This window comes from Fredinandcohnia quinoae, from assembly GCF_022427965.1.
GTDB lineage: Bacteria > Bacillota > Bacilli > Bacillales > Bacillaceae_L > Ferdinandcohnia > Ferdinandcohnia quinoae.
On record NZ_JAKTTI010000013.1, the window covers coordinates 81,329 to 93,347 of the forward strand.

The following is a 12,019-nucleotide window of genomic DNA, read 5'->3' on the forward strand; positions in this document are numbered from 1 at the left end:
CTATGTATACTTATTATATCATGTCATTTCATGTTCATTCTTTATGAAACGATCAATCATTTCTTTTTGTTCGTCATATATTTTTTTCCCTAGTAGACTCAATTTATTGATTGAATGAATATCATCAAATGGTACGTGTTCGCCTAATTTCCCATTAATCCTTACGTAATGATCCCCAAGCAGGTGTTGACAGTGATAGGTGACAGATTCTGAAAATAAATCAATTGCTAAATCTAGTAGTTTGGGTTTCATTTTTAAAGATGGAAAGCGGAAGGGCAACCATTTTTCTGCCCCCCACTCTTTTTCTTTTTCAATCATAAAATCGATATTTTGTTGACCAGTTCCAATCGATAAAATTTGAATCTCATGTACCTCTTTTTTAAAATGAGAAAGTGCTTCAGTCACACAAACTAAGGAAGGATTATTCGCCCACAGCCCCCCATCTATCGCTAAATAATTATTATTTATATTATTGGGTGGAAAATAAACCGGTGCTGAACAAGAGGAAAGAACAGCATCCCAAAGCTTGATTGGTGTTGAATTTTCATCAAGTGATCGATGAATGAAGGGCTTTCCATGGGTAATATCAACTGCTGGAATTAGGAGTGGCTTTTTAATTTCTGATAGAAGTAAATCACCAAATGCTTTTTGGATAAATCTACGTAAATATTTGTCACTGTACACACTTTTAAATAATCCAACTGTTGCCTGTCGTTTGAAAATCTTTTCTGAAAAGACTTTATACCTTTCCAGGACATCGCTCATTTTTATTTGCAAGGATACGGATGCAGCTATGATAGCCCCAGTACTCGTACCAGCAATAACATCAAATAATTCACTGACAGGTTGTCCGTATTCTCTCTCGATTGCATGTAGAATTTCAATAGCAAATATTCCGCGAATCCCACCACCATCGATGCATAACATCTTCATTAACTTCACCCTATGATTGTGTTTTCCTATAGTATTACCCTATATCTGTCGAAGTACTGCATCTGCAATCAGTTCATATGATTTAATTCGATCTTTGGGTGAATGTGTGATTGTAACAATCATGATTTCGTCTGCATGATATTGAGTTTGTAAGTCATGAAGCTTTATTTTTACAGTTTCTGGATTACCGATGATGATCTTATGTTTCATTTTTTCAAGAGTATCATACTCTTTTTCAGTAAGTTGATATTGCTTGGCTTCGGAAATGGACGGAACACCCTTTGTAACTTCTCCTTTACCTCTTTGAATGTTCCAGATTAGTGAACTCAAAGCAATCTCTTCGGCTTCTTCGATGGTCTCTGCACAAAAGGCGGTAATTGTGATAATCACTCGAGGTTTATCGCCTTCTTTTCTAGGCTTGAACGATTTTAGATATTGCTGAATAATTTCCTCTCCATTGTTTTCACTCATAAATTGACCAAATACATATGCCATCCCATTCTCTGCCGCAAGTAACGCACTTTTTTTACTTGTTCCAAGAAGCCAAGGTGCCGGATGATTATCTGGATATGGAGCTGCGGTAAGATGTTGAAATTCATGGCCCTCTGGGAAATCCTTATGTATAAAATGAAGTAAATCTTTTACCGAATTTGGCATATCCCAAACGTGTTGAAGGAAGTTATTAGATAATGCATTTGTTGCTTCAGCAGATCCACCTGGTGCCCTCCCTATTCCGATGTCAATACGATTAGGAAATAAGGTAGCGAGCATATTATAGAGCTCTGCAACCTTGTATGGTTTGTAATGCGGCAGTAAAACAGCTCCACAACCAATTCGAATTTGATTCGTCTTTGACCCAATATACCCTAACATTACCTCTGGAGCAGAACAAGCAAGTCCAGGCAAGTCATGGTGCTCAGCAATCCAATAGCGTGTGTAACCAAGCTCCTCCCCCACTTGGGCAAGCTTCACAGATTCAAATAAAGCCTCTTGTGCAGTTTGATTGTTCGATATTGGTGCTTGGTCTAAAATACTTAATTTCATGAGAGTTAACCCTCCTTAATCTCAATCAAGCTTAATTTGAACAACCCTACTTGTCCTTTTTCATATAGATTAGTAATTGAAGTTGAGTATTCTTGTATTTTACCTTTAAATGCTAAGCTCTTATTTGGAATTTTTATATCAAATTTTCCTTCGTAAAGCAGTGTTGTGATGTCATGGTATTCCTCACTTGTTACATGGAATTCAACTGAAATTTTGTTTAATCCATTTACTCTTTCTTCTTCATACTTTGTTATTTTTAGTGGTTTGTTATTTAACAGTACTTCTGTTATCATTTGCATTTCTATTTACTCCCATCTCCATATATTTTTGTTCTTATATTATAGTATAAGTTGTTGTTTATAGCTGTTTTAGAAATTCGAACATGGGTAGTGTATAATTAATCTCATTCATTAATTTTTGTATAGGGGTTGTAAAAATGAGAGCTCAATGGAGTTTGATTCTAGGACTTATATTTGCATTAATTGTAGCAATCTTTGCGGTATTTAATGTGGAGTCGGTCAGCGTAAATTATTTATTCGGAACTTCAAATATCCCTTTAATACTGGTGATTTTTGGTTCAGCTTTGCTAGGTGGTCTTGTTGTGGGGATGTTCGGCATTTTGCGTCAATATACGCTTCAACGGAAAGTGCGGAAGCTTGAGAAGGAATTAGAGTTAGTGAGATCTAAGGGTGGGGTTGAAGAAGCTACGTCCAACGTTGTGGCGAGATTGGATGATGGTAATAGTGAAGCTAGTGATGATGGTGTTTTGAAGTAGACCCTGTTACTGTATTAAGTAATTTGAAACGTTTTCTGTAAGGTAATAGTTCTTACCGTAACCGTGGGTAGTATAATGGTGTTCGCTGAAATAGAAGAGTAAATATCGTTACCTTTGATATGAAAATAAATATTGACGGTCACGATATTTCTAGTATGGTGACCTTGAGCTTGATAAATTCACTTTAGCGGTCACCATACCTCTTGTATGGTGCCCAAGAAGGTGAAAAAGACACATGAGCGGTCACCATAGCACTTGTATGGTGACCATGAAAGAGTAAAAATCACTTTAGCGGTCACCATAGCGCTTGTATGGTGACCATGAAGATGAAATAGACACTTGAGCGGTCACCATAGCACTTGTATGGTGCCCATGAAAGAGTAAAAATCACTTGAGCGGTCACCATAGCTCTTGTATAGTGACCATGAAGGTGAAAAAGACACATTAGCGGTCTCCATAGCTCTTGTATAGTGCCCGTGAAGGTGAAAAATTCACTAGAGCAGTCACCATACCTCTTATATGGTGACCATGAAGGTGAAAAAGACACATTAGCGGTCACCATAACGCTTGTATAGTGACCATGAAGGTAAAAAGACACTTGACCGGTCACCATAGCACTTGTATGGTGACCTTGAAAATGAAAAATTCAGTCTAGCGGTCACTTTTCGTCGGCAATCAAAAAATGGAGAAACTGATCATTCCCCAACCACCTCAAGTAATCCCATTTCCAAACAAGTACTGAGAGAGAGCTGTTTTTGTTCCTTTTGAAATTGAATTTTTATAGTTTCCTCATTCATTTCAATGATTTGTCCATGTCCAAATACACGATGCTTGATTGTGCCTGCTCCATGCAATTCTTCCAAACTTTTAATTGCGTTTGGGTTATATGGGATGATCGGCTTCACCCTTTTCTCTTTTCCTTTTGCTTCCGCCTTTTGAACCAATACAGGTGGTGAGATGATATTTTTAACATTCGTTACAAATTGAGAACGGCGCACATCTTTGCCATATTGCTTTTTATAGGAAAGAAGCTCGAGCTCTTGTTCGGCTCGAGTCATACCGACATAAAATAGTCGAACAGCCTCTTCCATTAATTTGAAGTCTTCTTCCCTATTTTGTTTGATTTCATCATTGCCAGGGATGACTCCTTCTATTAAATCAATCATGTAAACTGTGTTAAATTCTAACCCTTTTGAACTATGAAAGGTTGATAAGGTGATTGCATCTTTATTTTTATTAAATTTTGATGCATTCATAACTGCTTCAAGATGCTTTAATCTACTCGCGAACTCTTCCATCGAATCAAGTGTATCGGCAATTTCCTCTAATGTTTCGAGAATGCCAAGCAGATAGTCAATTTTAAAGCCAAATCTTTTAGATAATTTTTTTAATGTTTCATCATAGCCTAATTGATTACGAATCTTTTTTATCGCAAGAAGAGGCGCATTTCCTTTCATCTGAAAGAACGTTTGTTTGTATTCGAGTATTTGTTCAACTTGATAGTCTTTCAAGTCTTTTCGATTAAGGAGATTATCAAAGATAGACTGATTATTACTCATTTTGCGCAACTCGAACATTTGTTCTCTCGAGATGTAAATATTACATTTCGTTCGAATCTGTTCAAATATATCTAATCGTCTATCATTAAAAGTCATCCTCATAAAGTTTAAAATATCCTTCACAATCCAATGTGAGAAAAAGCGGTTGTCTGAATCCTTCATATAAAAAGGGATTCCCGCTCGATCAAATTCATTGATTAGCATGATTGAGGATGAGTTATTTCTAAATAAAACCGCTACGTCACGTAGTGAATCTTTCACTACTATTTTTTCGACAATATATTTTGATTGATAACGGTAATCATCAAAAGCTTTCATCACGATTGGTTTATTATGCGGATTTTCAGTAAACATATTTTTATCATAACGTTCCTTATTACGCTTAATGAACTGGTTAGCAACATTCACGATATCCTTAGAAGACCTATAGTTTTGCTCCATCTTCAATATGATTGCATTTGGATAAACTTGTTTGAATTTCATTAAATACCCTGGGTCTGCTCCTCTCCATGAATAGATCGACTGATCGTCGTCTGCGACTACATAGAGATTCATATGATGTTGAACAAGTTTTTCAACAATTGCATGCTGGACGAGTGAAGTATCTTGACTTTCATCTGTTAACATATAATCATAGCGATTTTGGAATTTTATTAATAATCGTTCATCATTTTCAAATGCATCATTTGCTAGTGTGAGCATATCATCAAAATCAAGTAACAGCTTATTTGGATCAGCATTCTTAATTCTCTCATATTCTTCGAAAATACGTTGCACTTCTGGAACATCACATTTGACTTTTGACCATTTTGCCCTAGGGATCATTCTATTTTTAATATAGCTTATATAGGTTGTTAATTCTTCTAATTGATCCTCGGTGATACTTTCTGCAACATATCTTTTGAATAAATCACGTAAAATCATTTTTTTCTGAACAGTGTCGATATTTCCCTCTATCAATTGATATGTGACCCTTCTTTTATATAAATACTCGCGTACAACTTCAAATGCTAGACTATGAATTGTTGAAAAATCAACTGAACTTGAATCATGATCCGGGAAAAAGCGGTTGAAGCGCTCCTTCATATCTGAAGCAGATGCGCGACTAAATGTAACTGCCTTAATTCGAGATGGTTGAATGCCTTTTTCCTCAATTAAATAACCAATTCTCATAATGGTTGTTGTAGTTTTTCCTGAACCAGGTGATGCTAAAAGCAATAAGGGGCCGTCTGTATGAAGAACTGCTTGTTTTTGAACATCATTTAATGAAATTCCAAACTGTTGCTTCTTTTTAGTGAAAAAGTTATCTTCGGTATTAATACTTGCGCACCCCTATTCTAAGTTAGATAAAACTATAGTATCATAATTGATCAATTTTCTAGTAAAAATACATATAGAGGTGAGTGAAATGGAATTTAGAATTGAAAAAGATACGATGGGTGAAATTAAAGTACCCGCTGATAAATATTGGGGTGCGCAAACCCAGCGCAGTAAGGAGAATTTTGAAATTGGCACAGAAAAAATGCCAACTGAGTTGATTGAAGCATTTGCAATATTAAAAAGAAGTTGTGCCATTGTAAATGAAAAGCTTGGTAAATTAAGCTCTACGAAAGCAAGAGCAATCACATTCGCATGTGAAGAAATTATCCAAAGAAGGCTAAATGACCACTTTCCCCTTGTTGTTTGGCAGACTGGTAGTGGGACACAAAGCAATATGAATGTTAATGAAGTTGTTGCTAGACGTGGGAATGAATGGCTTCAAGAAAATGGATCGGACGAAAGGATTCATCCGAATGATGATGTTAATAAAAGTCAAAGCTCTAATGACACATTTCCAACAGCGATGCATATAGCGGGTGTAAAAGCGATTACCGAGTCACTTGTTCCGGCCATTGAAGAACTACAAACAACCCTAGAAGGAAAAGAAAAGGAATTTGCATCTATCGTAAAAATCGGCAGAACCCATCTTCAAGATGCGACCCCTCTTACACTTGCTCAAGAAGTGAGTGGCTGGGTTCATATGTTAAAGCGGTCAAAAGAAATGATCGTTCTAGGTGCTGAAAAAATGCAGGCACTTGCGATCGGTGGTACTGCTGTCGGAACCGGAATTAATGCCCATCCAAAATTTAGTGAGCTTGTTTCAGAGGAAATTTCGAATTACACGAAGCTCCCCTATCATTCATCGATCAATAAATTCCATGCTTTAACAAGTCACGATGAAATTGTCTTTGCACACGGTGCATTGAAAGGCTTGGCAGCAGATTTGATGAAAATTGCAAATGATGTTAGGTGGCTGGCTAGTGGACCAAGATGTGGGCTAGGAGAGATCACGATTCCAGAAAATGAGCCTGGAAGTTCGATTATGCCGGGTAAGGTGAATCCCACTCAGTCGGAAGCACTTACGATGGTGTCTGTACAGGTTATGGGCAATGATGCAGCGATTGGGTTCGCGGCAAGTCAGGGGAATTTCGAGTTAAATGTGTTTAAGCCAGTGATTATTTATAATTTCCTGCAATCAGTTAGATTACTTGCTGATTCAATCCATTCATTTAATAAAAATTGTGCGATAGGAATTGAAGCAAATAGACCAGTTATTGATAAATATTTGCATGAATCCCTTATGCTTGTAACAGCACTTAACCCTCATATCGGCTATGAAAAGGCAGCTTCGATTGCGAAACATGCTCATAAGAATGGTCTGGCCTTAAGAGAAGCTGCCCTTCAATTAGGGATATTAACTGAACAGGAATTTGATGAATATGTGAAGCCTGAAGAGATGATTGCACCGAAGGAATAAAAAGAAGAAATTGTATAGAGATATTAGAATAAGTAGGGAATCACATTTCGGATATGATTCCCTACTTTCTTTATAATTTCGAAAATTCCTCGACCAATTCACCGAATTTCTTCATTGAATTTTCAATTGGATATGGTGTTGTTAGGTCTACACCCGTTCTCTTTAATAATTCCAGCGGGTAATCAGAACTGCCACTCTTCAAGAATTCTAAATAATTCTCAAGTGTTTCCTTGTCTCCCTCTAGAATCTTTGTTGCTAAATGAATGGCAGATACAAAGCCTGTTGCATATTTGTACACATAGAATGGACGATAGAAATGTGGAATTCGAGACCAGCCATATTTTACCTCATCATCGAATACGAGTTCGTCACCATTATATTCGCGGAATAATTCCTCATACACTTGACTAAATACATCAACATTTAATGGCTTTCCTTGTTCTGCTAGTTCATGAGTTTTCTTTTCAAACTCTGCAAACATTACCTGTGTAAAAAATGTTCCTTTAAATTTATCGATAAAATGATTGATTAAATGCTTACGAAGATCTGGATCCTTTTCAGTATCTAATAAATAGTTCATTAGTAAGACTTCGTTAACAGTTGATGCAACCTCTGCAACAAAAATACTATAACGAGCAGTGATTTGCGGTTGATGCTGGGAGCTTAGCTTACTGTGAACACCATGGCCACATTCATGCACTAATGTGAATAAACTATCTAGATCATCCTGATGATTCAAAAGAATAAATGGATGTACCCCATACACGCCAAGATTATATGCACCAGACCTCTTCCCTGGCGTCTCCCTCACATCAAAATAACGATCTTCTTTAAATTGTTTCAACGTGCTTATATATTCCTCACCGAGTGGTGCTAATGCGTTACACATTGTTTCAAAGGCTTCATCATACGAAATGACCTGTTTGACGCCACTGACCAACGGTACACTTAAATCATATTGACGCAGCTCATCCAGTTTCAGCTTTTCTTTACGAATTTTATTATAGCGGTACATGGATTCCAAATTCTCTTTTGTAGCGGCAATTAGATTCTCATACACTTCTTTCGGTACATTATCACCAAATAAGGACTTTTCTAATGCAGAAGGATAATTTCGAATCTTGGCGATTGTTACGTTGTTTTTAATCGCAGCTGATAAGGTTGAAGCAATTGAATTTTTCAAATGAACATATGGTTGATAATAGGCTTTGTATGCTTCCTTTCGTTTTTCGCGATCTTCATCCTCTATTAATTTTGCATACATTCCTCTCGTTAATTCGACCTTTTCACCATTGTTTTTTGTTACTTCACCAAATTTAATGTCAGCATTATTGATCATGCCATATGTATTACTTGGTGCAGATAGTGCTTCCCCTAATTGTGATAAAACCTCTTCCTTTTCTTTACTTAACACATGCTGTTTATAGCGGAATGACTCCCATAAGTCTTGTTCGAAATATTGTAATCCTTCTTCAGTTGCAATGTATCCTTTTAATGTTTCTTCATCCAAGCTTAATAGGAACGGCATGAAAAAGGAGTTTGCTGCACTTACTTTAACACTTAATTGTCTTGCACGATCTAAATAGGATTGTGATTCAGTCACCCTAGTATCTTCATCCACTTTCAGCATTGCAAATGCAAATAACTTGTTAAAAACAAATGATAATTCTTCGCTTTGCTTTAAATATTGAAATAAAGAATGACCATCCTGAATATTGCCATCAAACTTTTTAAGATTTTCTCCCATTTCGTCGATCGTATGTAAATCTTCTTCCCATTTACTCATATCTGGATATAAATCTGCTAAATTCCATTTTTCTTGCTCTGGTACTTCTGCTCTTGAAGCATATGTAGTCATGTTATAACCCCTTTTCACTTTTTTCAAAAAAATGATTATTTCTACATTATACTAAATATATTCGAATTTCCATTATCAAAACCCTTTAAATCTCAGAAAAAGAAATATATGATATGTGAAAAGATTATACAAATTATTACACCTTCACATTTTTACAAATTACGACAAAGTAAATATAGTATGATACGGACAAATATCTATTGGTTCGGTATTACAATTCGCGCTGCTCTTTTTTTACAAAATGTTACTTAAACTAAAAGGGGTGTTGAAATGAAAAAAATAGTTTTGTCCATTTTAATTGTTGCTCTTTTGAATGGATGTAACATTTTTCCAAACAGTACTATTAGGCAACCAGAAGGTAAAGTTATTGTGAATGAAGAACAATATACAATGATTCCAAGTGATTTCGAATGGAAAGAAGACAATGTTAAAATAACAGATAGGAATTCTCGTAGTATAAACGAATTAGCCGATGATTTTGAGACGTTAGAAGTGGAAAAAAGAGATATATTAAATTTCGAAATTGAACAAAATCCTACTTCCATAAAAATAACTAAACTGAATGAAGATGGTACAATTGACGATGTTGAAACTAAAGATTATAAAATAACAATGCCATCTAAAGAAGGGTATTATATTTATGAACTTAAGGTAACGTGGAATAAAGGTAAAGAAACTTTTGTCTTTGATGTTAATGTAAAATAATAGCTGTAACGAATAAATTTAGGCCTGTCGTATAAATGTCTAGTTTACTTATTTTGACATTTTAGTTTTATGCGTCAAAACCCTTTAAATCTAAGAAAAAGAAATATATGATATGAACTATGGAACATTTTAGAAAGGATGTTAAGTCACATGGCGATTCATTTACCGCATATAGAAGATACCGATAGTATGAATTATTATCCCCCAAAAGGAGATTATGAAACCTTTGTGGATGAGGCTCATTATGAAGAAAAGGTTCGGGAATGGGGCTTATCTACAACAAGAGAGGTAAAGAAAGAGTTCTGGTTTAAGGAAAAGACATTTCAACGACTTGTTACGATCAAAGGCTATGAGGTATATGGAAAAACGGCTGAAGGAAATACAATTGTAATCGAATTTCAAGATGGCAACCTTAGCTGTATCCATCCCTCCTACTTGAAGGAAATGCAGTCACCGAGCTTTGGGAAAGCAAGTCTAACTGAAACAACTACAATAGCAGTTCCAGTAAGTGATACAAAAAATAGCCCCACACCAAAGGTGGAAAAGTCAGAACCTAAACAAAAGGCGCCTGCTGAGAAAAAAGAAAAACCTAAAAAAATAGAATTACCTGAGGAAAAGGTTCATTTTACTGCAACTGTTAAACAATTTGCCTATACATGGAATCATTTCAATGAGGAAAATGATGAGGTTGTTGTATTGGAAAATGTTGTGATCGAACAAGATCAACCGCTTGAACTAGGGCTCGCCTGGTGCTCACATTCAAAGACCTTAAAAAAGTTTGAGCTTAGTCCAGGAGAAGCACTCGAATTTGACGGGAAAATAATCAAAAAGAAATTAGCAAAAGGTAAAGATGTTGAGGACGATGCATTTATTATTGAGGAAGCAGTTTCATATAAACTAAATAATCCATCAAAAATAAAGAAAAGCTAAAAGAGCGATTTTACGTTCTTTTAGCTTTTTTAAGTTCAGATTTATGAAAGCTTATGGCTGAAGATTCACTCTCTTACACAATTCTGCATTTACACCTAGGCTTTGAAGTTTATCAATGATTTGCTGGATCGTTTTTTTCTCTTTTGGTTGGGAAGCTTTAGCTTTTTTTACCATATCAGGATTAGTTTTCACCATGAATTGCACCTCATTTATTAAGAATATAAGCCATTTTTAGAATGATTATTTTCTTCATTTAAGAACAGAATAAAATTATTAAATGAAGTCATTGGTTGTGTTTTTAATAGGTTGACATATTCCTTCTTTCGAGAGTCTGGCATAATATCACTTTTATTAATTCTCTCAATCATGTAATCCGTAGAAGCATTCATCATCTCTTTTTTTCGAAATTTAGTCTCTTTCGATAATGCAAAGCCGATTGCGCCTACAATGGCGTAGATTAGAATCGGAAACATTGATTCTTTAGTTAATGGTCCGATAAAAACTAAGAAAAATAGATTTAAAATAGATATGACAATGAGTGGAAAAGACCAAAACATATATGTAGTTGCCTTTTTCATGATTGGAGCAACAATTTCTTGTATTTTTTCAATTTCCCTATTTATAAAATGTGGCATATTTGAATTGATTTTGATAAAGTTCATTTTTATATCCTCCTATTATGTATTTAAAAAAGCCTATACCATCAATGGTATAGGCAAAAAATCCGGGACCTATACCAATTATTGTTTGGTAAGGTCTTGCTAACAACAAAATAGTTGCCAACAAAGCCGAGAGCTATGCTCTGTATTGACGACTTTGCTGTAAAAGCTACTCCCCTTAAGAGCAACAATATTATCCGAAAAATGATAGTTAAATAATAGCATATACTTTCCGTAATGTAAATAGATTCTTGTATATTTTATTATTTTCCGACAGAAGACTCCCTCTTCAATCGTGTGATGGGCACAGTCTAACGATAAGGGGTAGATGAATGTCGGTTGGCGGTAGCCAAAGTCGTTTCCGTATGGTATAATAAGAACATATGTTCACTTAAGGTGAGGTGAAAACAATGCTAATCAATAAGGCATACAAATTCCGTATCTATCCAACTATAGAACAAGAAACACTAATTGCTAAGACAATTGGATGTGCTCGTTTTGTATTCAATCGCTTTTTAGCTCAATGGAACGATACATACAAAGAAACAGGCAAAGGACTAACCTATAATTCCTGTTCTGCTGAATTAACAAAACTAAAAAGGGAATTAGTATGGTTAAAGGAGGTTGATAGCATTGCCCTTCAATCTTCACTGAAAAATCTAGCTGATTCGTATACACGATTTTTCAAGAAACAGAACAACGCACCTCGTTTCAAGTCTAAAAAGAACAATGTCCAGTCCTACACAACAAAAGAAACAA

At 35.5% G+C, this 12,019-nt stretch carries 12 protein-coding genes; 5 read left to right on the plus strand and 7 right to left on the minus strand.

Features of this window, described 5'->3' with window-relative positions; genetic code table 11:
- Positions 1–18: 18 nt before the first annotated feature.
- From MJG50_RS10275 to MJG50_RS10285, 3 genes are read right to left on the minus strand one after another with little or no spacing between them, the layout of a single operon-like run.
- Positions 19–933 (minus strand): CBASS cGAMP-activated phospholipase, encoded by a 915-nt coding sequence (locus tag MJG50_RS10275; RefSeq protein ID WP_240255430.1) that lies wholly within the window; start codon positions 931–933, stop codon positions 19–21.
- 39 nt (positions 934–972) lie between these two features.
- On the minus strand, positions 973–1,977 hold the full coding sequence (locus tag MJG50_RS10280; protein WP_240255432.1) for an LLM class flavin-dependent oxidoreductase: 1,005 nt from the start codon (positions 1,975–1,977) through the stop codon (positions 973–975).
- A 5-nt stretch (positions 1,978–1,982) separates the two neighbouring features.
- Positions 1,983–2,270 (minus strand): DUF3219 family protein, encoded by a 288-nt coding sequence (locus tag MJG50_RS10285; protein WP_240255465.1) that lies wholly within the window; start codon positions 2,268–2,270, stop codon positions 1,983–1,985.
- Positions 2,271–2,413: 143 nt separating this feature from the next.
- On the opposite strand from MJG50_RS10285, the gene MJG50_RS10290 reads away from it, so the two are divergent.
- Positions 2,414–2,752 (plus strand): LapA family protein, encoded by a 339-nt coding sequence (locus MJG50_RS10290; protein WP_240255434.1) that lies wholly within the window; start codon positions 2,414–2,416, stop codon positions 2,750–2,752.
- A 695-nt stretch (positions 2,753–3,447) separates the two neighbouring features.
- Here the strand turns inward: MJG50_RS10290 and MJG50_RS10295 are convergent.
- The gene (locus tag MJG50_RS10295) at positions 3,448–5,631 is read right to left on the minus strand and encodes an ATP-dependent helicase (RefSeq protein ID WP_240255467.1); all 2,184 of its coding nucleotides are present in this window, start codon (positions 5,629–5,631) and stop codon (positions 3,448–3,450) included.
- A gap of 88 nt (positions 5,632–5,719) precedes the next feature.
- Between MJG50_RS10295 and fumC the strand changes: the two genes are divergently transcribed.
- A complete protein-coding gene (gene fumC, locus MJG50_RS10300) occupies positions 5,720–7,108 on the plus strand; it encodes a class II fumarate hydratase (RefSeq protein WP_240255436.1) in 1,389 nt (462 codons plus the stop codon).
- A gap of 70 nt (positions 7,109–7,178) precedes the next feature.
- On the opposite strand, the gene pepF is transcribed toward fumC, so the two are convergent.
- Positions 7,179–8,966, minus strand: coding sequence for an oligoendopeptidase F (gene pepF / locus MJG50_RS10305; RefSeq protein WP_240255438.1), 1,788 nt, complete (start codon positions 8,964–8,966; stop codon positions 7,179–7,181).
- 270 nt (positions 8,967–9,236) lie between these two features.
- Between pepF and MJG50_RS10310 the strand changes: the two genes are divergently transcribed.
- Positions 9,237–9,671, plus strand: coding sequence for a hypothetical protein (locus MJG50_RS10310; RefSeq protein ID WP_240255440.1), 435 nt, complete (start codon positions 9,237–9,239; stop codon positions 9,669–9,671).
- Between the two features lie 150 nt (positions 9,672–9,821).
- Entirely contained in the window at positions 9,822–10,601 is a 780-nt protein-coding gene (locus MJG50_RS10315; protein ID WP_240255442.1) for a hypothetical protein, read from the plus strand.
- Between the two features lie 51 nt (positions 10,602–10,652).
- On the opposite strand, the gene MJG50_RS10320 is transcribed toward MJG50_RS10315, so the two are convergent.
- On the minus strand, positions 10,653–10,796 hold the full coding sequence (locus MJG50_RS10320; RefSeq protein ID WP_240255443.1) for a hypothetical protein: 144 nt from the start codon (positions 10,794–10,796) through the stop codon (positions 10,653–10,655).
- A gap of 17 nt (positions 10,797–10,813) precedes the next feature.
- The gene (locus MJG50_RS10325; RefSeq protein WP_240255445.1) at positions 10,814–11,263 is read right to left on the minus strand and encodes a YwnF family protein; all 450 of its coding nucleotides are present in this window, start codon (positions 11,261–11,263) and stop codon (positions 10,814–10,816) included.
- Between the two features lie 407 nt (positions 11,264–11,670).
- Here MJG50_RS10325 and MJG50_RS10330 point away from each other — a divergent pair.
- On the plus strand, positions 11,671–12,019 hold a 349-nt coding region (locus MJG50_RS10330), incomplete at its 3' end, for a helix-turn-helix domain-containing protein (protein ID WP_240255447.1).

Excerpts from the sequence above, each read along its gene's own strand:
- MJG50_RS10310 (WP_240255440.1), top strand. The coding sequence starts at position 9,237 with ATGAAAAAAATAGTTTTGTCCATTTTAATTGTTGCTCTTTTGAATGGA.
- MJG50_RS10275 (WP_240255430.1), bottom strand. The coding sequence starts at position 933 with ATGAAGATGTTATGCATCGATGGTGGTGGGATTCGCGGAATATTTGCT.
- pepF (WP_240255438.1), bottom strand. The coding sequence starts at position 8,966 with ATGACTACATATGCTTCAAGAGCAGAAGTACCAGAGCAAGAAAAATGG.
- MJG50_RS10285 (WP_240255465.1), bottom strand. The coding sequence starts at position 2,270 with ATGATAACAGAAGTACTGTTAAATAACAAACCACTAAAAATAACAAAG.
- MJG50_RS10315 (WP_240255442.1), top strand. The coding sequence starts at position 9,822 with ATGGCGATTCATTTACCGCATATAGAAGATACCGATAGTATGAATTAT.
- fumC (WP_240255436.1), top strand. The coding sequence starts at position 5,720 with ATGGAATTTAGAATTGAAAAAGATACGATGGGTGAAATTAAAGTACCC.
- MJG50_RS10290 (WP_240255434.1), top strand. The coding sequence starts at position 2,414 with ATGAGAGCTCAATGGAGTTTGATTCTAGGACTTATATTTGCATTAATT.
- MJG50_RS10280 (WP_240255432.1), bottom strand. The coding sequence starts at position 1,977 with ATGAAATTAAGTATTTTAGACCAAGCACCAATATCGAACAATCAAACT.
- MJG50_RS10320 (WP_240255443.1), bottom strand. The coding sequence starts at position 10,796 with ATGGTGAAAACTAATCCTGATATGGTAAAAAAAGCTAAAGCTTCCCAA.
- MJG50_RS10325 (WP_240255445.1), bottom strand. The coding sequence starts at position 11,263 with ATGAACTTTATCAAAATCAATTCAAATATGCCACATTTTATAAATAGG.